This window comes from Pseudomonas sp. XWY-1 (genome assembly GCF_002953115.1).
Taxonomy (GTDB): domain Bacteria; phylum Pseudomonadota; class Gammaproteobacteria; order Pseudomonadales; family Pseudomonadaceae; genus Aquipseudomonas; species Aquipseudomonas alloputida.
The window spans coordinates 1,714,254-1,738,041 of sequence record NZ_CP026332.1; the positions used below are offsets into that span (position 1 = coordinate 1,714,254).

At 63.2% G+C, this 23,788-nt stretch carries 21 protein-coding genes and 1 other RNA gene; 9 read left to right on the plus strand and 13 right to left on the minus strand.

The window, feature by feature from the left end:
* Positions 1–3: 3 nt before the first annotated feature.
* The 4 genes from smc (at position 4) to ffs (ending at position 7,462) form a co-directional block, all read left to right on the plus strand.
* On the plus strand, positions 4–3,492 hold the full coding sequence (gene smc, locus PRJ_RS08305) for a chromosome segregation protein SMC (RefSeq protein ID WP_104961079.1): 3,489 nt from the start codon (positions 4–6) through the stop codon (positions 3,490–3,492).
* Positions 3,493–3,696: 204 nt separating this feature from the next.
* On the plus strand, positions 3,697–4,590 hold the full coding sequence (gene zipA / locus PRJ_RS08310) for a cell division protein ZipA (protein WP_104961080.1): 894 nt from the start codon (positions 3,697–3,699) through the stop codon (positions 4,588–4,590).
* Positions 4,591–4,809: 219 nt separating this feature from the next.
* On the plus strand, positions 4,810–7,140 hold the full coding sequence (gene ligA / locus PRJ_RS08315) for an NAD-dependent DNA ligase LigA (RefSeq protein ID WP_104961081.1): 2,331 nt from the start codon (positions 4,810–4,812) through the stop codon (positions 7,138–7,140).
* A 225-nt stretch (positions 7,141–7,365) separates the two neighbouring features.
* Positions 7,366–7,462: signal recognition particle sRNA small type (ffs, locus tag PRJ_RS08320), an RNA gene on the plus strand.
* 28 nt (positions 7,463–7,490) lie between these two features.
* Here the strand turns inward: ffs and PRJ_RS08325 are convergent.
* Complete coding sequence (locus tag PRJ_RS08325; protein ID WP_104961082.1) at positions 7,491–7,910, minus strand: helix-turn-helix domain-containing protein; 420 nt, start codon at positions 7,908–7,910, stop codon at positions 7,491–7,493.
* A gap of 83 nt (positions 7,911–7,993) precedes the next feature.
* On the opposite strand from PRJ_RS08325, the gene PRJ_RS08330 reads away from it, so the two are divergent.
* Together PRJ_RS08330 and PRJ_RS08335 are read left to right on the plus strand one after the other, a co-directional pair.
* Positions 7,994–8,482 carry a DUF2938 domain-containing protein gene (locus PRJ_RS08330; protein WP_104962857.1) on the plus strand — a complete coding sequence of 163 codons (489 nt, stop codon included), beginning with the start codon at positions 7,994–7,996 and terminating at the stop codon, positions 8,480–8,482.
* A gap of 364 nt (positions 8,483–8,846) precedes the next feature.
* Complete coding sequence (locus tag PRJ_RS08335) at positions 8,847–9,122, plus strand: hypothetical protein (RefSeq protein WP_049588194.1); 276 nt, start codon at positions 8,847–8,849, stop codon at positions 9,120–9,122.
* Positions 9,123–9,385: 263 nt separating this feature from the next.
* Here PRJ_RS08335 and PRJ_RS08340 read toward each other — a convergent pair whose 3' ends face one another.
* On the minus strand, positions 9,386–10,192 hold the full coding sequence (locus PRJ_RS08340; RefSeq protein WP_104961083.1) for an ABC transporter substrate-binding protein: 807 nt from the start codon (positions 10,190–10,192) through the stop codon (positions 9,386–9,388).
* 121 nt (positions 10,193–10,313) lie between these two features.
* Between PRJ_RS08340 and dnaX the strand changes: the two genes are divergently transcribed.
* Both dnaX and PRJ_RS08350 read left to right on the plus strand, forming a co-directional pair.
* A complete protein-coding gene (gene dnaX / locus PRJ_RS08345; protein ID WP_064493449.1) occupies positions 10,314–12,389 on the plus strand; it encodes a DNA polymerase III subunit gamma/tau in 2,076 nt (691 codons plus the stop codon).
* Between the two features lie 63 nt (positions 12,390–12,452).
* Complete coding sequence (locus tag PRJ_RS08350) at positions 12,453–12,788, plus strand: YbaB/EbfC family nucleoid-associated protein (RefSeq protein WP_003254305.1); 336 nt, start codon at positions 12,453–12,455, stop codon at positions 12,786–12,788.
* A gap of 31 nt (positions 12,789–12,819) precedes the next feature.
* On the opposite strand, the gene PRJ_RS08355 is transcribed toward PRJ_RS08350, so the two are convergent.
* The gene (locus PRJ_RS08355) at positions 12,820–12,990 is read right to left on the minus strand and encodes a hypothetical protein (protein ID WP_162497223.1); all 171 of its coding nucleotides are present in this window, start codon (positions 12,988–12,990) and stop codon (positions 12,820–12,822) included.
* A gap of 155 nt (positions 12,991–13,145) precedes the next feature.
* On the opposite strand from PRJ_RS08355, the gene recR reads away from it, so the two are divergent.
* Positions 13,146–13,748: a recombination mediator RecR gene (recR, locus tag PRJ_RS08360; protein WP_003254304.1), complete on the plus strand. Its 603-nt coding sequence runs from the start codon at positions 13,146–13,148 to the stop codon at positions 13,746–13,748.
* A gap of 118 nt (positions 13,749–13,866) precedes the next feature.
* On the opposite strand, the gene PRJ_RS08365 is transcribed toward recR, so the two are convergent.
* The 10 genes from PRJ_RS08365 to PRJ_RS08410 all read right to left on the minus strand — a co-directional run bounded on the left by PRJ_RS08365 (position 13,867) and on the right by PRJ_RS08410 (position 23,784).
* Positions 13,867–14,415, minus strand: a complete 549-nt coding sequence (locus tag PRJ_RS08365; protein ID WP_003254303.1) for an adenine phosphoribosyltransferase — start codon at positions 14,413–14,415, stop codon at positions 13,867–13,869.
* Positions 14,416–14,470: 55 nt separating this feature from the next.
* On the minus strand, positions 14,471–15,205 hold the full coding sequence (gene fnrA, locus PRJ_RS08370; protein ID WP_003254301.1) for a Crp/Fnr family transcriptional regulator FnrA: 735 nt from the start codon (positions 15,203–15,205) through the stop codon (positions 14,471–14,473).
* A gap of 186 nt (positions 15,206–15,391) precedes the next feature.
* Positions 15,392–16,774: an oxygen-independent coproporphyrinogen III oxidase gene (gene hemN / locus PRJ_RS08375; RefSeq protein ID WP_010955013.1), complete on the minus strand. Its 1,383-nt coding sequence runs from the start codon at positions 16,772–16,774 to the stop codon at positions 15,392–15,394.
* 105 nt (positions 16,775–16,879) lie between these two features.
* Complete coding sequence (locus tag PRJ_RS08380; protein ID WP_104961085.1) at positions 16,880–17,563, minus strand: sulfite exporter TauE/SafE family protein; 684 nt, start codon at positions 17,561–17,563, stop codon at positions 16,880–16,882.
* Positions 17,556–17,771: a cbb3-type cytochrome oxidase assembly protein CcoS gene (ccoS, locus tag PRJ_RS08385; RefSeq protein ID WP_010955011.1), complete on the minus strand. Its 216-nt coding sequence runs from the start codon at positions 17,769–17,771 to the stop codon at positions 17,556–17,558. The genes PRJ_RS08380 and ccoS overlap by 8 nt, the downstream gene beginning before the upstream one ends.
* Positions 17,750–20,224 (minus strand): heavy metal translocating P-type ATPase, encoded by a 2,475-nt coding sequence (locus tag PRJ_RS08390; RefSeq protein WP_104961086.1) that lies wholly within the window; start codon positions 20,222–20,224, stop codon positions 17,750–17,752. Before PRJ_RS08390 ends, ccoS begins: the two co-directional genes overlap by 22 nt.
* A gap of 136 nt (positions 20,225–20,360) precedes the next feature.
* Positions 20,361–20,891: a FixH family protein gene (locus PRJ_RS08395; protein ID WP_104961087.1), complete on the minus strand. Its 531-nt coding sequence runs from the start codon at positions 20,889–20,891 to the stop codon at positions 20,361–20,363.
* 15 nt (positions 20,892–20,906) lie between these two features.
* Positions 20,907–22,322 (minus strand): cytochrome c oxidase accessory protein CcoG, encoded by a 1,416-nt coding sequence (gene ccoG / locus PRJ_RS08400; RefSeq protein ID WP_104961088.1) that lies wholly within the window; start codon positions 22,320–22,322, stop codon positions 20,907–20,909.
* Between the two features lie 296 nt (positions 22,323–22,618).
* Positions 22,619–23,596 carry a cytochrome-c oxidase, cbb3-type subunit III gene (gene ccoP / locus PRJ_RS08405; RefSeq protein ID WP_014590224.1) on the minus strand — a complete coding sequence of 326 codons (978 nt, stop codon included), beginning with the start codon at positions 23,594–23,596 and terminating at the stop codon, positions 22,619–22,621.
* A complete protein-coding gene (locus tag PRJ_RS08410) occupies positions 23,593–23,784 on the minus strand; it encodes a CcoQ/FixQ family Cbb3-type cytochrome c oxidase assembly chaperone (RefSeq protein ID WP_003254287.1) in 192 nt (63 codons plus the stop codon). The genes ccoP and PRJ_RS08410 overlap by 4 nt, the downstream gene beginning before the upstream one ends.
* Between the last annotated feature and the right edge of the window lie 4 nt (positions 23,785–23,788).

Genomic DNA, 23,788 nt, shown 5'->3' on the forward strand with positions numbered 1-23,788 from the left:
CCGATGCGCCTGAAGTGCATTCGCCTGGCCGGGTTCAAGTCGTTCGTCGACCCGACCACGGTCAACTTCCCCAGCAACATGGCGGCGGTGGTCGGGCCAAACGGCTGCGGCAAGTCCAATATCATCGACGCGGTGCGTTGGGTGATGGGCGAGAGTTCGGCGAAGAACCTGCGCGGCGAGTCGATGACCGACGTCATCTTCAACGGCTCCAGTGGCCGCAAGCCGGTCAGCCAGGCCAGTATCGAGCTGGTGTTCGACAACAGCGAAACCACCCTGGTCGGCGAGTATGCCGCCTACGCCGAGATTTCGATCCGCCGCAAGGTTACCCGCGACGGGCAGAACAGCTATTACCTCAACGGCACCAAATGCCGCCGGCGTGACATCACGGATATTTTCCTTGGGACGGGTCTGGGGCCGCGCAGCTACTCGATCATCGAGCAGGGCATGATCTCCAAGCTGATCGAGGCCAAGCCCGAGGAGCTGCGCAACTTCATCGAGGAAGCGGCTGGCATTTCCAAATACAAGGAGCGCCGCCGCGAAACCGAGAACCGCATCCGCCGCACCCAGGAAAACCTGGCGCGCCTGACCGACCTGCGCGAAGAGCTCGAGCGCCAGCTGGAACGTCTGCACCGCCAGGCCCAGGCGGCCGAAAAGTACCGTGAGTACAAGGCTCAGGAGCGGCAGATGAAAGCGCGCCTGTCTGCCTTGCGCTGGCGAGACCTGGACGAACAAGTACGCCAGCGCGAATCGGTGATCGGCGATCAGGGCGTTTCTCACGAGGCACTGGTGGCCGAGCAGCGCAATGCCGATGCCAGTATCGAACGCCTGCGCGACGGTCATCACGAACTGTCCGAACGCTTCAACCAGGTGCAGGGCCGTTTCTACTCGGTGGCCGGTGACATCGCCCGGGTCGAGCAGAGCATTCAGCACGGCCAGCAGCGCCTGCGGCAGTTGCAGGACGACTTCAAGGAAGCCGAGCGCACACGCCTGGAAACCGAATCGCACCTGGGGCACGACCGTACCCTGCTGGCGACTTTGGGCGAAGAGCTGGCCATGCTCGAACCCGAGCAGGAAATGACCCTGGCTGCTGCCGAGGAAGCCGCTGCCGCGCTTGAAGAGGCCGAGCTGGGCATGCACGGCTGGCAGGAACAGTGGGACAGCTTCAACAGCCGCTCCGCCGAACCGCGCCGTCAGGCCGAAGTGCAGCAGGCGCGCCTGCAGCAGCTGGAAACCAGCCTTGAGCGCCAGGCCGAGCGCCAGCGCAAGTTGGTCGAGGAGCGCGAGCAACTGGGCAGCGACCCGCAGGATGCCGCCATGCTCGAACTGGCCGAGCAACTGGCCAGCAGCGAAATGCTGCTGGAAGAACTGCAGCTCTCCGAAGAGCAGGTGATCGAGCGCCTGGAAAGCGCGCGCGAGCAACTGCAGCAGGCCACCCAGACGCAACAGCAGGCACAGGGCGACCTGCAGCGCCTGGGTGGGCGCCTGGCCTCGCTTGAAGCCTTGCAGCAGGCCGCCCTGGAGCCGGGCGCAGGTGCTGCGCAATGGCTGCACGGCCAAGGGCTGGAGCAACAGCCGCGGCTGGCCGAGGGCTTGCGGGTGGAGCCGGGTTGGGAGCTGGCGGTAGAGACGGTGCTTGGCGCCGATCTGCAGGCTGTGCTGGTGGACGATTTCAACGACCTCGATTTTGCCGGCCTGGAACAGGGTGAGCTGCGCTTGCTGCTGGCCGTCGGCGCGGGGGCGACGTTGACCGGCAGCTTGCTGGAGAAGGTCGAGGGCCGTATCGACCTGGCGCCCTGGCTGGGCCAGGTCAGGCCTGTGGAAGACCTGGCTCAGGCACTGGAGCAGCGCGGATCGCTCGGCGAAGGGCAGAGCCTGGTCAGTCGCGATGGCTACTGGGTCGGCCGGCACTTCCTGCGGGTACGCCGAGGTGGCGAGGCCGAAGGCGGCGTGCTGGCGCGTGGCCAGGAAATCGAACGCCTGGGCCAGGAACAACTGGAACAGGAAGCGGCGCTGGAGCAACTCGATCAACAGTTGCAGGCCCTGCGCGAGCAGCAACTGGACCTGGAGGAGCAGCGCGAACAGTTGCGCCGCCGCACCCAGGATGAAAACCGCCTGCACGGCGAGCTGAAGGCCAGTCTTTCGGCCAGCCGCGCGCGCGCCGAGCAGGTCGAGCTGCGACGCCGCCGCCTGCAGGAAGAGCTGAGCGAGCTGGAAGAACAGCGCGCCCTGGAACACGAGCAACTGGGCGAAGCACGCCTGCTGCTGCAAGAGGCTTTGGAGCTCATGGCCCAGGACACCGAGCAGCGCGAACAGTTGATGGCCCGCCGCGACACCCTGCGCGAAAGCCTTGACCGGGTGCGTCAGGAGGCCCGCCAGCACAAGGACCACGCTCACCAGCTGGCGGTGCGTCTGGGGTCGCTGCGTGCCCAGCACGACTCTACCCGCCAGGCGCTGGAGCGTCTGGAGCAGCAAGCTGCGCGCCTGACCGAACGCCAGGAACAACTGAGCCTGAACCTGGAGGAGGGTGAAGCCCCGCAGGAAGAACTGCGTCTGAAGCTGGAGGAGCTGCTGGAGCGGCGCATGAGCGTCGACGAGGAAATGCGCCTGGCTCGCCTGCACATGGACGAAGCTGACCGCGAACTGCGCGATGCCGAAAAACGCCGCACCCAGGCCGAGCAGCAGGCCCAGCTGCTGCGTGGTCAACTGGAGCAGCTGCGCCTGGAGTGCCAGGGCCTGGATGTGCGGCGCAAGACCTTGCAGGAACAGTTGCTGGCCGACGGCTATGACCTGCAAGGTGTGCTCGCCACCCTGGAAGCCGAGGCCAGCGAGCAGGGCACCGAGCAGGAGCTGGAACAGCTTGAAGCGCGCATCCAGCGCCTGGGGGCGATCAACCTGGCGGCCATCGAAGAATACGAGCAGCAGTCCGAGCGCAAACGTTACCTGGACGCCCAGGACGCCGACCTGGTCGAAGCGCTGGAGACCCTCGAAAACGTCATCCGCAAGATCGACAAGGAAACCCGCAACCGCTTCAAGGATACCTTTGATCAGATAAATGCCGGATTACAGGCACTTTTCCCAAAAGTTTTCGGGGGTGGCAGCGCTTATCTGGAACTGACGGGCGAAGATTTACTCGATACAGGGGTGACGATCATGGCGCGCCCACCGGGCAAGAAGAACAGCACCATCCATTTGCTGTCCGGCGGCGAGAAGGCACTGACCGCCTTGGCGCTGGTGTTTGCCATCTTCAAGTTGAACCCCGCACCGTTCTGCATGCTCGACGAGGTCGATGCGCCGCTGGACGATGCCAACGTCGGGCGCTACGCGCGTCTGGTCAAGGAAATGAGTGAAAGCGTGCAGTTCATCTACATCACCCATAACAAGATTGCCATGGAGATGGCGGACCAATTGATGGGGGTGACCATGCATGAACCAGGTTGTTCACGCCTTGTTGCGGTTGATGTGGAGGCGGCCATGGCCATGGTCGACGCTTGATGCACGACGATAGGGGCACATTCTGCAGCGAAATGCCCCGCCGTGTGCGACAGACGGTGTAAAGTTGTCTTTGGTCGTGCTAGCTTAATGTCACTCGTTTTTTGCGTGGGTAAAACGCCTGTCAGAACATAGAGTTGGCGCCACGTGTTAAAGGGCTTTGAACCCTTTGTTTTCAAGCATATTTTTATAGAGGCACGGGATTACATGGAAATCGGTCTGCGCGAGTGGCTGATCCTCATCGGCATCATTGTTATCGCCGGGATTCTTTTCGACGGCTGGCGCCGCATGCGCGGCGGGAAAGGCAAGTTGAAATTCCGTCTGGATCGCAGTTATTCCAACCTGCCGGACGAAGAGGGAGGCAGTGCCGAAGTGCTCGGCCCGTCGCGAGTGCTCGATACCCACAAGGAGCCTGAGCTGGACGAAAGCGACCTGCCGTCGCTCAGCGCGTCTGCGCGTGATCGCGAGCGTGAGCCCAAGCCGGTCAAGGCCAGCAAGCGCGGCAAGCGAGCCAGTGCGGCTGCCGATGTGCAGCAGGGTGACCTGAACCTGAGCGCCGAGCAGCGCGAGCCCGACCTGTTTGCCGACAGCGATGAAGACTTTGCCGCCGACAACAACCGTAGCAGCGGCGCAGCGTCTGCCAGCAGCAGCGTCAAGGAGTTGCCACCCGCCGAAGAGGTGTTGGTCATCAGCGTGATCTCCCGCGACGAGGGTGGCTTCAAGGGCCCGGCGCTGCTGCAGAACATCCTGGAAAGCGGCTTGCGCTTCGGCGAAATGGACATCTTCCACCGCCACGAGAGCATGGCCGGTCACGGCGAGGTGCTGTTCTCGATGGCCAACGCAGTCAAGCCTGGTGTGTTCGACCTGGACGACATCGATCACTTCAGCACTCGCGCGGTGAGCTTCTTCCTCGGCTTGCCGGGCCCGCGTCATCCGAAGCAGGCTTTCGATGTGATGGTCGCCGCGGCACGCAAGCTGGCCCACGAACTGAACGGTGAGCTCAAGGATGACCAGCGCAGCGTGCTGACTGCCCAGACCATCGAGCACTACCGCCAGCGTATCGTCGAGTTCGAGCGCCGCGCGCTGACCCAGAAACGCTGACAGATCCAGACGAAAGAGCAGCCTGAGGGCGTGCTGGCCGGTTCGGGTATCGTCGTTGCCTGTGCCGGCCTCTTCGCGGGTAAACCCGCTCCTACAAAGGCATGTGATGCCCTCGTAGGAGCGGGTTTACCCGCGAAGAGGCCGGCACAGGCAACGACTCCCTAGAGCCCCACGCACACCCCAAGCTGCTCTTTTGCTTTGCAAGAGAAGACAAATCCCATGACCGCCGAAACCCGTATCCTCGAACTGCGTGCCGAGCTCGATCAGCACAATTATCGCTACTACGTGCTCGACGAGCCCAGCGTGCCCGATGCCGAATACGACCGCCTGTTCAACGAGCTCAAGGCGCTGGAAGCCGAACACCCGCACCTGGTAACCCCTGACTCGCCCACCCAGCGCGTTGGCGGCGCTGCCTTGGCGGCGTTCAGCCAGGTGCGCCACGAAGTGCCGATGCTCAGCCTGGGCAACGCCTTCGAAGAAGCCGATCTGCGTGAGTTCGGCCGCCGTGTGGTAGAAGGCCTCGATCAGCCGGGCGCGGTCGACTACAGCTGCGAACCCAAGCTCGATGGCCTGGCCGTGAGCCTGCTGTACCGCGACGGCCAGCTGGTGCAGGGCGCCACCCGTGGCGACGGCACCACTGGCGAAGACATCAGCGCCAACGTACGCACCGTGCGCAACATCCCGCTCAAGTTGCAGGGTAAGGGCTGGCCGGCAGTGCTGGAGGTGCGCGGCGAGGTGTACATGAGCAAGGCCGGTTTCGACCGGCTCAATGCCGCCCAGGCCGAGGCCGGTGGCAAGACCTTCGCCAACCCGCGCAATGCCGCCGCTGGCAGCTTGCGCCAGCTGGACTCGAAGATCACCGCCAGCCGCCCGCTGGAGTTCTGCTGCTATGGCGTTGGCCAGGTGTCCGAGAGTATCGGCGACAGCCACATCGGCATCCTCGAACAACTCAAGGCCTGGGGCCTGCCGATCAGCCGCGAGCTCAAACATGCGGCGGGCATCGAAGAGTGCCTGGCCTACTATCGCGACATTGGCGAGCGGCGTAACAGCCTGCCGTATGAGATCGACGGTGTAGTGTTCAAGGTCAACAGCCTGGCCGCCCAGCGCGAGCTGGGCTTCCGCGCCCGTGAGCCGCGCTGGGCGATTGCCCACAAGTTCCCGGCCATGGAAGAGCTGACCGAGGTGCTGGATGTCGAGTTCCAGGTTGGCCGTACGGGTGCAGTCACGCCTGTGGCGCGCCTGAAGCCGGTCAAGGTGGCCGGTGTGACCGTATCCAACGCCACCTTGCACAACATGGACGAAATCGCCCGCCTGGGCCTGCGTATCGGCGACACGGTGATCATTCGCAGGGCCGGCGACGTGATCCCGCAGGTGATGCAGGTGGTGCTGGAGCGTCGTCCGCAAGGCGCCCGCCCGGTAGAGGTGCCAAGCGCATGCCCGGTCTGTGGCTCGCAGGTCGAGCGTACCCGGCTGGTAAAGCGCAGCAAGGGCAAGGAAACCACCAGCGAAGGTGCGGTGTACCGCTGTGTCGGCCGCCTGGCCTGTGGCGCCCAGCTCAAGCAGGCGATCATTCATTATGTGTCGCGCCGTGCCATGGACATCGACGGCCTGGGTGAGAAGAGTGTCGAGCAGTTGGTGGATGAAGGCCTGATCGGCTCGCCGGCTGACCTGTACAAGCTGCAGTTCGAGCAGGTCGTCGGCCTTGAAGGCTTTGCCGAGGTGTCGACCCAGAAGCTGCTGGATGCCATTGAAGCCAGCAAGCGCCCGAGCCTGGCGCGCTTCATCTACGCGCTGGGCATCCCGGATGTCGGCGAGGAGACTGCCAAGGTGCTGGCCCGCTCGCTGGGCAGCCTGGCGCGCGTGCAGCAGGCATTGCCGCAGGTGCTGACCTATTTGCCGGACATCGGTCTCGAAGTGGCCTACGAGATCCACAATTTCTTTGAAGACGAGCACAACCAGAAGGTTATCCAGCAGCTGCTCGACAGCGGTATGCAGTTGCAGGACGAAGGTGAGCTGGCTGCCGAATTTGCCGCCAGCACCACCTTGGCCGGGATGATCGCCAAGCTCGACATTGCCTCCGTCGGCCCGACCGGTGCCGAGAAGTTGGTGGCCAAGCTCGACAGCCTGGACAAGATCATCGCCGCCGACGGCATTGATCTGCGCCAGGCCCTGGCGGCCAAGCAGGCCGACGCAGTGCGTGAGTTCTTCAAGGATGAAGCAAACCAGAAACTGGCCCGGGACATCGAAGCGCAGCTGCTGGCATTCGGCATGCACTGGAGCAGCGAGAAGAAGGTGGCCGAAGGCTTGCCGCTGGCCGGCCAGACCTGGGTGCTGACCGGTACGCTGGAGCGCATGAGCCGCGACATTGCCAAGGACAAGCTGGAAAGCCTGGGGGCCAAGGTTGCCGGTTCCGTTTCCGGCAAGACCCACTGCGTGGTGGCAGGGCCGGGGGCAGGTTCCAAGCTGGCCAAGGCTGCTGAGCTGGGTGTGAAGGTACTGGACGAAGATGCCTTCGTTACCTTCCTGGCCGAACAGGGCATAGCGGTCTAGGCATCCGTGCCCCCCTGTGGGGGGCAACTGTCTTGCTCAAAATTTGAAAAGCCTGCGCGGTCGCCCGTAGGAGCGGGTTTACCCGCGAAGAGGCCCGTCCAGGCCATCTCGACCCTGACAAGTCATTGAGAAATGATGACTTTTTCTGCCGCGGTGGTTGTATCTGCTCCAAAGACCGGTACAATGGCGCCACTCGCTGCTCAGCGAGGCATGTAGTGGTGGCCCCATCGGTCCCCCCGCATTGATTACCCGTTAACCTGGTCAGGCCCGGAAGGGAGCAGCCATAGCGGGAACATCGAGTGCCGGGGTGTGGCTGGTGGGGCCGCCTCCATTTCTGGGGTCGGAAAACCTCAATCTGTAACGAACGCCTTCGTTCTTTCCTGCTTTTCGCCCAATGCTCCCGCCGCCGACAGCTTCATCAGCCGCTGGAATTTCGGGCATGCCAGATGATCTTTCTCAGGGCATTGCGCGGCATGCCGCAACCCCTTGCTCATCGCCTGCAACCGCTTGATCCGCGCATCCAGCTCGTCCGCCTTGGCCATCAGCATCTGCCGGTCGACCTGCAGGTCCACCAGCATCGCCCCCACTTCATCCAGCGAAAACCCCGCGGCCTGCCCCAGGGCGATCAGCGCCAACCGGTCTGCCACATCGGCTGCAAACTGTCGCCGCTGACCGTGCCCGGCAAGCGACTTGAGCAAGCCTTTCTTCTCGTAGTAACGCAGTGTCGATGCAGGTACGCCTGTGCGTTTGGCGACGTCGGCAATGTCCATTTCGGGCCCTTGACTTGAAGTTGACTTCAACTTCTATGCTGCGCGGCATGGTAATGACCGTCAACTTTCGAGGGCTTGTTCAAATGACGTTTACTGCGATGTTTCTAGCTGCATTGCCGATTGGCATTGGTGCCACTGTAGTGATGGACCTGTGGGGGTTGCTGCTGAGGCGGTTAGGTATCGCAACGCTGAATTTCGCCATGGTCGGACGTTGGGCGGGGCACCTGCTAGGTGGGCGTGTTTCGCACCAAGCGATTGCCAAAGCGGAACCTGTGCGAAATGAGTTGGCGTGGGGATGGGTGATTCACTACGCCACCGGTGTGCTTTTCGCGATGCTGCTGCTTGTGATCGTAGGGGAGGGCTGGTTGCGATCGCCTACTCTTTTACCTGCGGTAGTTGTGGGTGTGGGTACAGTCGTGGCGCCGCTGTGCTTCATGCAGCCGGCCATGGGGGCAGGGTTCTTTGCGTCCAGAACGCCGACACCTGCGCGGAACTGCCTGAAGAGCCTGGTCACGCATTTTGTGTTTGGTGTGGGGCTGTTCTTGAGTGCGTATTTACGGGCTTTGGTGTGAAGACAGTGATCCCGATTACAGTAAGTGCATGATCAGAGTGCCTGCTTTTAAGATAGGTCTGATAACAGCCTAGGAAAGCCCCTACGCGTCAGGCAGGCATAGCGAATTATCCTACGTGTTCCGTCGACTCCCGTCTGATTGTCCCGGTCAACCTCGCCCACTAGGCTTTCGCGGTCGCTGTCAGTTCAGCGATCGGGTGTGGAAGCCTGGGTGGCACATGGGACAGTTGTCATTTATGGCGGCTGTGCGCGGGAGGTATTCGTACCTGCCGGGTCTACCGTGTGCCTGGTCTTCCACCCCGCGTACAGTTGCCACCCTATTGCGTGGAAGCAGAAGGGGACAACACAGCCAACACGGAGCTGTCATGAAAAAACTGGTCCCCGATCCGCCCCACGTCTTCGATCTTCCCCAAGGCAAATCCCTTTCCCGCGCGATCAGCGAAGGCATCGTCCCGATGGAGTTCGCGTTGATGAATGTTTCCCACTACCTGATGTTCGCCTACAGCGATAGCCGCCGGGCGCTTGAGCGTATTCAGGACGAAGAAACCAGGCAGTTATTGGAGCATGGGTTGCGGGCCATGCAGATTGCCTGGGGGCAGGCGGATGCTGTCAGCGTGGCGTTTGAACGTAAAGGCCGGTGACGTTGAGTTTGTGATAGAGATTGTAGTGTGCCGCACAACGCTGTGGGAGCGGGCGAGCCCGCGAAGAATATAGCGCGGTGGATGGCACGGGCTTCGCCCGTGTTCGCGGGCAAGCCCGCTCCCACAGGGATGGACTGCCCCCAAGAAGTTGGACACCAATCCAACCCTTGGGAGCAGTCCAGGGATCGCGCCAGCTTTTAGAAATTGAGCAAGACAGTTGCTCCAGCAGTGTTTGCGCAAGCGTTCGCGAAATGAGCAGGGCGTTAGTTGCGCTGGCTGTGTGCCGGCATTTTGCTGGGTATTTCGGGGCGGGCCACAGACATACTGTCCGGGTCGCCCGTCGCTTCATACCGCTGCAAAATCCGCTCTATCTCCCCCGACTGCTTCATCCTTACCAACGCCCGCAACAGCCCTTGTGTCGGTATCGCCGGATCGTTGCGCACCATGCACCCCAAATCCTGTTCGTCCAGCACCGCCAGCGCTTGCAATTGCTGCTCCGCTGGCAACCCTTGGTTGAACCACTGCAACGACAACTGGTTGCTCACCGCATGGCGGTACCGGCCGGCCTGCAGCTTTTGCAGCACCAGCAACTGGTTGCGGCTGTCCTCACGGTGCAGCTGGCCGTCGTCCAGCAGTGATTGCAGGGTTGAATAGGTGTAGCCCAGCACCGTGCCGATCGCCTGGGGTGGCAGTTGCTCCGGGGGCATCGGGGTGCTGTCGTCGGCGCGGCCAACCAGTACGTCGCGCTGATGAATCAGCGGGATACTCCACACAAAATCCCTTGGACGGTCGTTGAGCCACTGGGTACTGACGTAGCAACGCACATCAATGTCGCCGCTGCTCATGGCCTCCTCCAGACGCAGGCGGGCCATGACGTGGAACTCAGGGCGAGCGCCCACTTGCCTGGCAACGGCTTGCATCAGGTCGTACAGCAATCCCTCCACTGGCTGATCGCCTTCGATGCGTACCAGGGGCATGCTCCAGCTCTCGGCTACGGAGAAGCGCAGCACCGGCTGGTCAGCCAGGCTGTTTGTAGACCACAGCAGTAACAGGGCCAGCAGTCTTCGCAAAGGCAATCCTCCCTGGGCAATGCGCCATTCCAAGCTTAGACGAGTTGCGCAGGGTGCAATTTTGCCCCCGCTCCGCTAGCATTAGCGATCTTCCGCTCGATCAGGCTACGATGGTTTTTCGATGAGTTATCAGGTTCTTGCACGAAAATGGCGTCCGCGCTCGTTCCGCGAAATGGTCGGCCAGACCCATGTGCTCAAGGCCTTGATCAATGCCTTGGACAACCAGCGCCTGCACCATGCCTACCTGTTCACCGGTACCCGCGGCGTGGGCAAGACGACCATCGCCCGTATTATCGCCAAGTGCCTGAACTGTGAAACCGGCATCACCTCCACGCCCTGTGGCACCTGTTCGGTGTGCCGTGAGATCGACGAAGGCCGTTTCGTCGACCTGATCGAGATCGACGCCGCCAGCCGTACCAAGGTAGAGGACACTCGCGAACTGCTCGATAACGTGCAGTACGCCCCTAGCCGTGGGCGCTTCAAGGTCTACCTGATCGACGAAGTGCACATGCTCTCGACCCACTCGTTCAACGCCTTGCTCAAGACGCTGGAAGAGCCGCCGCCCTACGTCAAGTTCATCCTCGCCACCACCGACCCGCAGAAGCTGCCGGCCACCATCCTGTCGCGCTGCCTGCAGTTCTCGTTGAAGAACATGAGCCCGGAGCGGGTGGTGGAGCACCTCAGCCACGTACTGGCCGCCGAGAACGTGCCGTTCGAGGAAGATGCCCTGTGGCTGCTTGGTCGTGCGGCCGACGGCTCCATGCGGGATGCCATGAGCCTGACCGACCAGGCCATCGCCTTCGGTGAAGGCAAGGTACTGGCCGCCGATGTACGTGCCATGTTGGGTAGCCTCGACCATGGCCAGGTGTATGGGGTCTTGCAGGCACTGCTCGAAGGCGATGCCAGGGCTTTGCTGGAGGCCGTGCGTAATCTGGCCGAGCAAGGGCCGGACTGGTCGGGCGTTCTGGCCGAAATGCTCAATGTGCTGCACCGTGTAGCCATTGCCCAGGCGCTGCCCGAAGCGGTAGACAACGGCCAGGGTGATCGCGAGCGGGTATTGGCGCTGGCTTCGGCGCTGCCGGCCGAGGATGTGCAGTTCTATTATCAGATGGGCCTGATAGGCCGCCGTGACCTGCCCCTTGCGCCGGACCCGCGCGGTGGCTTCGAGATGGTGCTGCTGCGTATGCTGGCGTTCCGCCCGGCGGACACGGACGACGCGCCGAAGCCGGTGCTAAAGCCAACGGGGATCAGCCAGGCCACAGCTGATCCTGCAGGGCAGGTGGCAGCTGCGGCGCCGGTCGCGCTTTCACCGCCTGTCGCGGCTGTGCCGGCGGAGCCTGTTGCGCAAGCCCCGCAGCTGGAGGTGCCAGCACCCGCGACGGCTGATCATGAGCCGGAGGCCGAGGCAGATGTTGAGCTGAAGGCCGAAGCCGAGGCTATCTCCGTACCTGAGCCGGTCGCCGAAGTGGTCGACCTGCCATGGGAAGAGCCTGCCGTTGCACCCGCGCCGTTAGCGGCTGAACCTGCGCCTGAACCGGCACCTGCGCCCGAGCCTGTTGCCCCGGTGGCGCCCACACAGGCCGCCCCGGCACACGACGAGCCGCCTTTCGACCCGTCTGCCTACGCTGCCGTGGGGATGGAGCGCGACGATGAGCCGCCGCTTGACGAAGACTATTACGGCGGCGAAAGCGATCCGGCAGGTTTCAGCTACCTGGACGAATTGGCCGAACATGTTCAGGAAGACGTGTCCAAACCGGCTGCCGAACCGTTGCCGGCAGCCAAACCGGCCACCGGCCTGGCCTTGCAATGGCTGGAATTATTCCCACAGTTGCCTGTGTCCGGGATGACAGGCAACATCGCGGCAAACTGTACGCTGATTGCCGCCGATGGCGACGACTGGTTGCTGCACCTGGACCCTGGCCAGGGGGCGCTGTTCAACGCCACCCAGCAGCGGCGCCTGAACGAAGCGCTCAACCAGCACCTGGGGCGCACGCTGAACCTGCGCATCGAGCTGATCCTGCCCGAGCAGGAAACCCCGGCTCAGGCGGCAGCACGCAAGCGAGCCGAGCGCCAGCAGGACGCCGTCGCGTCGATCGAGCAGGATCCGTTGATCCAGCAGATGATCAAGTTGTTCGGCGCCAAGGTGCGGCAGGATACTATTGAGCCTGTAGAAGCCCTGGTCAGTCAGGGCCAGTAATGGATAACCATGCGGCCGGCCCGGTGCCGGGCCGCATCACATGACCCAATCGAGGTATACCCCATGATGAAAGGTGGCATGGCCGGCCTGATGAAGCAGGCCCAGCAGATGCAGGAAAAAATGCAGAAGATGCAGGAAGAACTGGCGAACGCCGAAGTCACCGGCCAGTCCGGTGGCGGGCTGGTGAGCGTGGTGATGACCGGTCGTCATGACGTCAAGCGCGTCAGCATCGACCAGAGCCTGATGTCGACTGATGAAGATGACAAGGAAGTACTGGAAGACCTCATTGCCGCTGCGCTGAACGACGCCGTGCGCAAGGTTGAGCAAAGCAGCCAGGAAAAGATGGGCGGCATGACCGCCGGCATGCAGCTGCCGCCAGGCTTCAAGATGCCGTTCTAAGGCATTGAGGTACTCAAAAACGCCGCTGATATCAGCGGCGTTTTTTTGCGTAGATTTCAACCCAGACGCGGTCTGCTTTTTTATGTCGGGACAACTGTTTTGCTCGAACTTTGAAATTTTGCACGATCACTGTGGGAGCGGGCATGCCCGCGAACACGGGCGAAGCCCGTGCCATCCACTGTGCAGCCTGCTTCGCGGGCATGCCCGCTCCCACAGTGATCAAACTGGCTTTCCAGTTTTGTGCAAGGCAGTTGCTCTCATAAAGCTGCAGGCCGCGTAGACTTGGGGTGACCTGATTTGACGCCACCGCCCCCGCTGGGTATAAACCGCCTCTTATTGAATTGTCAGGCCTTTCCCATGAGCTTCAGCCCTCTCATCCGCCAACTGATCGATGGCCTGCGCATCTTGCCAGGCGTTGGCCAGAAAACCGCCCAGCGCATGGCCCTGCAACTGCTCGAGCGCGACCGCAGTGGCGGGCTGCGCCTGGCTCAGGCCTTGACCCAGGCCATGGAAGGGGTAGGGCATTGCCGCCAGTGTCGCACCCTCACCGAGCAGGAACTGTGCCCGCAGTGCGCCGACCCGCGCCGTGACGACACACAGCTGTGCGTGGTCGAGGGGCCGACCGATGTGTATGCGGTGGAGCAGACTGGCTACCGTGGCCGTTACTTCGTGCTCAAGGGGCACCTGTCGCCGCTGGATGGCCTGGGGCCTGAGGCGATCGGTATTCCGCAGCTGATGGCGCGGATCGAAGAGCAGGGCACCTTTACCGAGGTGATCCTGGCGACCAACCCGACGGTGGAGGGGGAGGCGACGGCGCATTACATTGCCCAGTTGCTGAGCGAGAAGGGCTTGGTGGCGTCTCGCATTGCCCATGGTGTGCCGCTGGGCGGCGAGCTGGAGATGGTGGACGGCGGTACCCTGGCCCATGCCTTTGCAGGGCGCCGGCCCATTTCGCTCTGATTCATTGGGGCCGCTTGGCGGCCCATTCGCGGGTAAACCCGCGCCTACAAAACATACGCGGCCTTCGTAGGAGCGGGTTTACCCGCGAATGGGCTGCAAAGCAGCCCCAAAGGCCCACTCAGTACTCGCTGAGGGAAAACTCGGTCAGGCAGAAGGTAGGCACCCCGGCCGCTTGCAACCGACGCGACCCGTCCAGTTCCGGCAGGTCGATGATCGCCGCCGCCTCGAACACCTGCGCCCCGGTACGACGCACCAGGTTGGCCGCCGCCAGCAGCGTACCGCCAGTAGCAATCAGGTCATCGAAGATCAGCACCGAGTCGCCTTCACACAGGCTGTCGGCATGCACTTCCAGGAAGGCTTCGCCGTACTCGGTCTGGTAACCCTCGCTCAGCACATCGGCTGGCAGCTTGCCCTGCTTGCGGAACAGGATCAGCGGCTTGTTCAGCTGGTGGGCGATGATCGAGCCGATCAGGAAGCCCCGCGCGTCCATGGCGCCGATGTGGCTGAATTCCGCCTCGACATAGCGCTCGATGAACTGGTCGGCCACATAGCGCAGCCCGCGTGGCGACTGGAATAACGGGGTAATGTCGCGGAAGATCACACCCGGTTTGGGGAAGTCCACTACCGGGCGGATCAGGGCTTTGAGGTCGAAGGCTTCGCTGTGCATTGTTGCGGGTATCCTGGGAAAACGAATGCCCAAGTATACCCGCTAAAGACCGGCCTCAGGCCTCGATTGCACCACCGGCCAGCGCGCACAGCTGGATCGGGTCGAGGATGTGCACTTCCTTGCCCTCGGCGCGCAGCAGGCCGTTCTGCTGGAAGCGGGTGAACACCCGCGACACGGTTTCTACCGCCAGGCCAAGGTAATTGCCGATTTCGTTGCGCGACATGCTCAGGCGGAACTGGTTGGCCGAATAGCCACGGGCACGGAAGCGCGCCGACAGGTTGACCAGGAAGGTGGCAATGCGCTCGTCGGCGGTCTTTTTCGACAGCAGCAGCATCATTTGCTGGTCGTCGCGGATTTCGCGGCTCATTACCCGCATCAGCTGGCGACGTAGCTGCGGCAGTTGCACCGACAGCTCGTCCAGCCGCTCGAAGGGGATTTCACACACCGAAGTGGTTTCCTGGGCCTGGGCCGATACCGGGTAGGCCTCGGTATCCATGCCCGACAGGCCGACCAGTTCGCTGGGCAGGTGGAAGCCCGTGATCTGCTCTTCGCCGCTGTCGCTGAGGCTGAAGGTTTTCAGGGCCCCGGACCGTACTGCGTAGACCGAGCCAAAACTGTCACCCTGGCGGAACAGGAACTCGCCTTTCTTGAGCGGCCGCCCGCGTTTGACGATTTCATCCAGCGCGTCCATGTCTTCCAGGTTCAGCGAAAGAGGCAGGCACAGGGGGGCCAGGCTGCAATCCTTGCAATGGGCCTGGTTGTGTGGGCGCAGTTTGACTGGCTCGGACATTTGAATCGATCCTTGTGGGAAAGCACACATAAGTCGTAAGGGTAACTCACGACACAGGGTGTAAGCCAGTGTGCGCGATGATGGTGCGCGCTGGCGAAACCCCGGCAGGTGGCCTGCCGGGAGTCCATGTGTGCTCATAGTGTGCCTGACAAGGAAGCTTGTCCATGCGGTTGAACGCCTTGTTTTTCAGATCACTCGCGAGAAACGCTGGCGGTTGTGCATCGCCAGATACGCGTCGAACACCATGCATACCGAGCGCGCCAGCAGCCGGCCGGCGGGCAGGATGCGAATGCCCTTGTCGTCCAGGCTGATCAGGCCGTCGCGCTGCAAGGTCAGCAGCTCGGGCCAGAGGTCGTTGAAGTAACCGCGAAAATCCAGGGTGAAAGCCTGTTCGATGGGTTCGAAATCCAGCTCGAAATGGCAGATCAGTTGCTGGATCACCGCCCGGCGTATGCGGTCGTCGTGGTTGCACAGCAAGCCGCGCTGGGTGGCCAGCTGGGCGTTGGACAGGCTGTCCTGGTAGGTGTTGAGGTCACTGCTGTTCTGGCAGTACAGGTCGCCGATCTGGCTGATCGCCGACACGCCCAGGCCAATCAGGTCGCAGTGCCCGTGGGTGGTGTAGCCCTGGAAGTTGCGCTGCAAGGTGCCTTCTTCCTGCGCAATGGCCAGTTCGTCGTCGGGCAGGGCGAAGTGGTCCATGCCGATGTAGCGGTAACCGGCGGCGGTCAGTTGGTCGATGGTGGCGTGCAGCATCTCCAGCTTGGCGGCGGCGCTGGGCAGGTCGTTGCTGTCGATGCGCCGTTGCGGCATGAAGCGCTCGGGAAGGTGGGCATAGTTGAATACCGACAGGCGGTCGGGCTGCAGGCGGATCACTTCTTCCACGGTGCGGGCAAAGCCTTCCGGGGTTTGCTTGGGCAGGCCGTAGATCAGGTCGAGGTTGACCGAGCGAAACTGCAGCGTGCGCGCAGCCTCGATCAGGGTGCGGGTCTGTTCCAGGCTCTGCAGGCGGTTGATCGCGCGCTGCACGGCCGGGTCGAGGTCCTGTACACCCAGGCTGACGCGGTTGAAGCCCAGTTCGCGAAGCAGGCCCATGGTCGACCAGTCGGCTTCGCGAGGATCGATCTCGATGCCGTAGTCGCCGGAATCGTCGTCCAGCAGGTGGAAGTGCTGGCGCAGGGTGGCCATCAGCTGGCGCAGTTCCACATGGCTGAGGAAGGTCGGTGTGCCGCCGCCAAAATGCAGCTGTTCAACACGCTGTTTAGGGTCCAGGTGGCAGGCGACCAGCTGGATTTCCTGCTCCAGGCGCTGCAGGTAGGGCGCAGCGCGGGCGCGGTCTTTGGTGATGACCTTGTTGCAGGCGCAGTAGTAGCAGATGTTGGCGCAGAACGGCACATGCACGTACAGCGACAGCGGGCGCACGGCCCGTCGGCTCTCGCGCAGGGCGTTGAGCAGGTCGAACGAACCCACCTCGCTGTGCAGTTGCACGGCGGTTGGGTAAGAGGTGTAGCGTGGCCCGGCGAGATCGTAGCGGCGGATCAGGTCGGTATCCCAACGGAGGTCGTCGAGCATGAGGGTAGTCCCCGGAAAGAGCAGCAGTGCACCGGAGTCTATGGCCGTCTGTAGGAAACTGTGTTGATTTGTATCAAGGGCATTGGGGCTGCTTTGCAGCCCCCGTCAATGGCCCATCAGCCAGTGCTGGTGTGGGCCCGGCAGTGTCCAGACACCGAATAGCATCACCAGCACACCGCCCGCCACGCGCACGCTGCGTCGCCGCAACAGGGCGTTCACCCGTTCGGCAGCTAGCCCGGTTGCCAGCAACACCGGCCAGGTACCCACCCCGAACGCCAGCATCAACCCGGCGCTGTAGCCGGCATTGCCCTGGCTGGCCGCCCACAGCAGGGTGCTGTACACCAGCCCGCACGGCAGCCAGCCCCAGAGGGCGCCCAGCAGCAATGCCCGAGGGAGGCTGGACACTGGCAGCAATCGCGACGCCACCGGCTGGATATGCCGCCACAGCCCGCGGCCCAGTGCCTCGATACGGGTCAGCCCGCTCCACCAGCCGGCCAGGTACAGGCCCATGGCAATCAGCAGCAGTGCCGCAACCACCCGCAGCGCCAGCGCTGCCGGGCTGCTGGCCACGGCCCAGCCGGCCAGGCCCAGCAACAGGCCGGCGCAGGCATAGCTGAAAATGCGCCCCAGGTTGTACGCCAGCAACAGGCGCAGGCGCTTGCCGCGTTGTTCGGGGGGGATGGCCAAGGTCAGTGCGCCCATCAGGCCGCCGCACATGCCCAGGCAGTGACCGCCCCCTAGCAGGCCAAGGACCAGTGCCGAGCCCAGCAGCGGAAGCAGGTCAGGCACGGGGTGGTGGTTCCTTGTCGGTGTCGGCTGCGGCATCGTCAGGCTTCACTGCCGCCTGGTGGCGCGGGTCCTGATCGTCGAACAGGATGCTGTGGGCGGGGCCTTCAAGGTCGTCGTACTGACCGCTGTCTACCGCCCAGAAGAAGATGTACACGGCCACGCCGACCAGCAGCAGGGCTGCCGGGATCATGACATAGAGGGCGGGCATGGCGACTTCCTCCCGGGTATAGGGGCTTCGTGGGGCAGCGGGCCCGATGCCACGGGCATCCGGGTCAGGCGCAGGGCATTGAGCACCACGATCAGCGAGCTGACCGACATGCCGATGGCGGCCCACACCGGCGTGATCCAGCCGAGCGCGGCGAACGGCAACATCAGGCCATTATACAGGGTCGCCCACAGCAGGTTCTCGAGGATGTTGCGGCGGGTGCGGCGGGCCAGCTCGAACGCCTGCACCAGCGCTTGCAGGCGGTTGGACAGCAAGACGGCGTCGGCACTGGTCTTGGCCAGGTCGGTGGCGCTGCCCATGGCGATGCTGATATCGGCGGCGGCCAGTACCGGTACATCGTTGACCCCGTCGCCGAGCATCAGCACCTTGCGCCCGTCAGCCTGCAGGGCTTTCAGGCGGTCCAGTTTGTCATCCGGGCGCAGGCCGCCAATGGCCTGGTCGATACCCAGCTGCGCGGCCACTTCGGCAACCATCGGCGAGCTGTCGCCCGACAGCAGCAGGGTGTGCCAGCCCCGCGCCTTGCAGGCAGCGAGCAGGGCCGGGGCATCGTCGCGCAGGCGGTCATCCAGGCCGAACCAGGCCAGTGGCCCCTGGCGGTCGCCCAGCAGCAGCCACTGGCCGCGCGGCTCGGGTACAGCGGGGATTTCCGCACCACTCAAGGCGCAGACGAAGGTAGCCTGACCAATGCGCAGGCGCTGGCCGTCGACCACCCCCTCCAGGCCCAGGCCGGGTACGCTCTGTACGTCATCGGCAGGTGTGGCGGTACGACCAAAGGCGCGAGCGATGGGGTGTTCAGAGCGGTTTTCCAGCGCCGCGGCCAAGGCCAGGCAGCGGTCGGCGGCCTGGCTGCCGAGCGGGCGGATGCTGCGCAAGGTCAGGCGGCCATCGGTCAGTGTACCGGTCTTGTCGAAGATCACCGTGTCGATCTGGTTCAGGCCTTCCAGCACATGGCCGCGGGTCACCAGCAGGCCAAGCTTGTGCAGGGTTCCGGTGGCGGCGGTCAGTGCGGTTGGCGTAGCCAAAGACAGGGCACAAGGGCAGGTGGCCACGAGCATGGCCAGTACGATCCAGAACGCCCGTGTCGGGTCCAGGTGCCACCACCACAGGCCGATGGCAACGGCGGCCAGCAGCGAGAACAGCAGGAACCACTGCGAGGCGCGGTCGGCGATTTCCGCCAGGCGCGGTTTTTCGGTCTGGGCGCGTTCCAGCAGGCGGACAATGGCCGACAAGCGTGAGTCATGGCCAAGGGCTTCCACTTCCACATTCAGCGCGCTTTCAACGTTCAGCGTACCGCCAGTGACCCGCTCACCCACCCGGCGTGGTTGCGGCAGATACTCGCCGGTCAGCAGCGATTCGTCGACGCTGGAGCGGCCCTCGACGATGCGCCCATCGGCAGGGATGACCGCGCCGGGCAGCACCTGCACGGTGTCGCCGCACTGTAACTCGCTGAGCAGGATGCGTTCGCTGCGCCCGATGGCGTCCAGGCGCAGGCATGAGGCTGGCAGCAGGTTGACCAGCTGCGCAGTGGCCGCCGCTGTGCGCTCGCGGGCGCGGCGCTCCAGGTAGCGGCCGGTCAGCAGGAACAGGGCGAACATGCCCACCGTGTCGAAATAAAGCTCGCCGCTGCCAGTGATGGCTGTCCAGATGCCGGCGCCGAACGCCAGGCCAATGGCCAGCGACACCGAAACGTCCATTGTCAGGTGGCGCGTTCGCAGGTCGCGCGCCGCGCCCTTGAAGAAGGGCGCGCAGCTGTAGAACACGATGGGTATGGTCAGGAACAGTGCCACCCAGCGCAGGATGGCATGCAACTCGGGTGTCAGGTCGATGTTGAATTCCGGCCAAGTGGCCATGGTCGCCATCATCGCCTGGAACCACAGCAGCCCGGCCACGCCCAAGCGGCGCAGGGCGCTGCGGTTTTCCCGGGCCAATTGCTCGGCGGCCTGGTCAGGCTGGTAGGGGTGGGCGGCGTAGCCGATCTGGCGAAGTTCGGCCAGCAGGCGCGACAGCGGTAGCTGCTTGTCATCCCAGTTCAGCAGCAGGCGGTGATTGGACAGGTTCAGGCGCGCTTCGGCGACACCGGGCAGGTTGCGCAGGTGCTTTTCGATCAGCCAGCCGCAGGCGGCGCAGCTGATGCCCTCGACAAGCAAGGTGGTTTCGGCCAGCTCACCCTGGTGGCGGACGAAGGTTTGCTGCACGTCGCTGCGGTCGTACAGGGCCAGTTCGTCCTGCAGTTGCTTGGGCAGGGCTTCGGGGTTGGCGCTGTTGTCGCTGCGGTGCTGGTAGTAATGTTCCAGGCCTCCAGCGACGATCGACTCGGCCACCGCCTGACAGCCGGGGCAGCAGAACTGCCGCGGCTGGCCGAGGACCACGGCGGTGAAGCGGCTGCCGGTGGGGACGGGCAGGGCGCAGTGGTAGCAGGGGGTCGGTTGGGTCATAGGGCAGACACTGCTCAGGCAGATAGGAAACCCTGTGGGAGCGGGCGCGCCCGCGAATGCGTCAGACCTGGAAATACCTTTGCCTGAACTATCGCATTCGCGGGCGTGCCCACTCCCACAGGGATTTGCGGTGTTACTACTGTTGGTGTTCGGCGCCTTGCAGGGCTTCGTCACCCAACTGCAAGGTCACACCATGCGCCACTTTTTCCTCTTCGAACAGGCGCCATACCTGGCCCTCTTCACTGCCCAGCAGCTCGACAAAGCGCCGGCCCTCGACCTTGTCCTCCAGCTGCCCCACATAGCGCCCTGCTTCGACCCGGCTCAGCAGCACCTTGCGGTCCTTCTCTGGCTGGGTCGGCGAAATCAGGTTCAGCTCCAGGTTTTGCGGGGCACTGCTACCGGTCAGGCGCAGGTCCACTTCGCCGGTCAGTTCGTCCAGATGCACACTGGCTTTCAGGCCCAACTGCTGCGCCAGCAGCTCGCGGTCCAGCGAGCGGTTGATGCCCTTGCCGGCCTCGTAGTAGTTGTCGTTCACCAGGTTGTCCGGGTTGTGCACAGCGATGCTGACCATGGTCAGGCTCAGGCACACCGAGGTGGTGAGGATGCCGATGATGATCCAGGGCCAGAGGTGCTTGTACCAGGGGCTGGCGGCGGTGGCGGCAGGCATTGTGCGTTATCTCTCTTAGCGGATCTGTGGGCCGATGAACCGGCTCTTGGCTTCAACCTGGGCGTCGCTGTCGTCGGCGCTCTTGAGGATGAAGGTGATTTCGTTGGTGGTCGATGGCAGCTTCTCGGGGGCAACCGACAGCTGCACGGGAAGGCTGACGATGTCACCGGCGGCCACGCGGATCTCGCGCTGGCCTTCGAGCTTGAGGTCTGGCAGGCCGGCGGCGTCCAGCACGTAGAGGTGATCGCGCTGATCCTTGTTCATCACCTTCAGGCTGTACACGTTCTCGATCCGGCCCTGGGCGTTTTCGCGGTACAACACGCGGTCTTTGCTCACGTCGAAACCGACCAGCGAACGGGTGGCGAAGGCTGTCGCCAGCCCGATCATCATCACCAGCAGTACCACGGCATAGCCGATCAGACGCGGGCGCAGCATGTGGGTCTTCTGCCCGGACAGGTTGTGTTCGGTGGTGTAGCTGATCAGCCCTTTGGGGTAGTTCATCTTGTCCATGATGCTGTCGCAGGCATCGATACAGGCGGCGCAGCCGATGCACTCGATCTGCAGGCCGTCACGGATGTCGATGCCGGTCGGGCAGACCTGCACGCACATGGTGCAGTCGATGCAGTCACCCAGGCCCTGGGCCTTGTAGTCGGTATCTTTCTTGCGCGGGCCGCGGGTTTCGCCACGGCGTGGGTCGTAGGACACGATCAGCGTGTCCTTGTCGAACATCACGCTCTGGAAGCGGGCATAGGGGCACATGTACACGCACACCTGTTCGCGTAGCCAGCCGGCGTTGCCGTAAGTGGCGAGGGTGAAGAAGCCGACCCAGAAGTAGGCCCAGCCATCGGCCTGGCCCGTGAAGAATTCGATCGCCAGTTCACGGATCGGCGAGAAGTAGCCGACAAAGGTCATGCCGGTGACAAAGCCGATCAGCAGCCACAGGCTGTGCTTGGCGAATTTGCGCAGGAACTTGTTGCCGCTCATGGGGGCTTTGTCGAGCTTCATGCGCTGGTTGCGGTCACCCTCGGTGACCTTTTCGCACCACATGAAAATCCAGGTCCACACGCTTTGCGGGCAGGTGTAGCCGCACCACACCCGGCCGGCGAACACAGTGATGAAGAACAGGCCGAAGGCGGCGACGATGAGAATGCCCGAGAGCAGGATGAAGTCTTGCGGCCAGATGGTGGCGCCGAAGATGTAGAACTTGCGTTCGGGCAGGTTCCACCACACGGCCTGGTGACCCCCCCAGTTCAGCCACACGGTGCCGAAGTACAGCAGGAACAGTGCGGCACCCCCGACCATGCGCAGGCGACGGAACAGGCCGGTGAAGGCGCGGGTGTAGATCTTTTCCCGGGAAGCGTAGAGGTCGACGGAATCCTTCCCTTTGCTGGCAGGCGGGGTGACATCATGTACCGGAATTTGCTTGCTCATCATCAAGTCCCACGGCAGTGGAGAAACGCCGCGGCCTGTGCGTGCGGGCCGCAGTCTCGCGCAATCTGCTAGCGCTCTGCGGACCATGATACGCCGCTGATGGCAGTATGGGTTCGCACTGCGACCTTTAGTCGCGTTGGGTTCGTGGTATGAAACGTGTTATGGCGGGTGTCAATTGATCCAGGTCATCAGCCTGCGAGAAATGCTGTGCCAGTACCGGCCTCTTCGCGGGTAAACCCGCTCCTACAAGGATCCTGTGTAGGAGCGGGTTTACCCGCGAAGAGGCCAGGCCTGCCTTACTCAGCCTTGGCTGGCTCAGCCTGGTGCGACAGGCTGTAGACGTAAGCCGCCAGCAAGTGCACCTTGTCGTTGCCCTGCAGTTGTTCCTGGGCCGGCATCTGCCCCTGGCGGCCATAACGAATGGTCTGCTGCAATTGGGCAAAGCTCGAGCCGTAGATGAACGCCTGCGGGTGGGTCAGGTTCGGAGCGCCCATGGCGGGCGTGCCTTTGCCTTCCGGCCCGTGGCAGGCCACGCAGTTGGCTGCGAAGATCTTCTGCCCGTTCTCCACATCGGCCTTCGCGCCCTCAGGCAGTGTGCGGCCATCGAGTTTGCTGACCACGAACGCAGCCACATCGGCCACGCCCTGGTCACCGATCACTTCGGCCCAGGCCGGCATCACGCCATGGCGACCGGCCATGATGGTGGTCTTGATGGTTTCCGGCTCGCCGCCCCAGCGCCAGTCATTGTCGGTGAGGTTGGGGAAGCCGAAGGCGCCCTTGGCGTCGGAACCGTGGCACACCGAGCAGTTGGAGGCGAACAGCCGCGCACCCATTTTCAATGCCTGCGGGTCCTTGGCCACTTCTTCGATCGGCATGGCCGCGAACTTGGCGAAGATCGGCCCGAAACGGGCGTCGGCCTTGGCCATTTCCTTTTCCCACTCGTGCACGCCGGTCCAGCCCGGCTGGCCGTTGGAAAACTCGGTCTGCTTGTCGTTATCCAGGTACGAATAGCCCGGCAGGACGCCTTTCCAGTTGCCCAGGCCCGGGTACAGCACCAGGTAACCGAGGGCGAAGATGATGGTGCCGACGAACAGCCAGAACCACCATTGCGGCAGCGGGTTGTCGTATTCCTCGATGCCATCGAAGGCATGCCCGACGGTTTCGTCGGTAACCTCTTCGCGCTGGCCCTTGCGGGTCGACAGCAGCAGCCAGGTCAACGAGAAGATGGTGCCCAGGGTCAGGACGGTAACGTACAGACTCCAGAAGGTTGTCATTGTTGTTTGCTCCCAGAAGCTTTTGCTTGCTCGACGTGCCGAGTGGCCTCGGGGTCATCCGCGAAGGGCAGTTGGGTCGCTTCGTCGAAGTCCTTTTTACGCCGTGGGTTGAACACCCACAGCGCCAGGCCCACGAACGCCACCATCACCACGACGGTGCCCAGGCCGCGAATCATCCCGATATCCATCAGC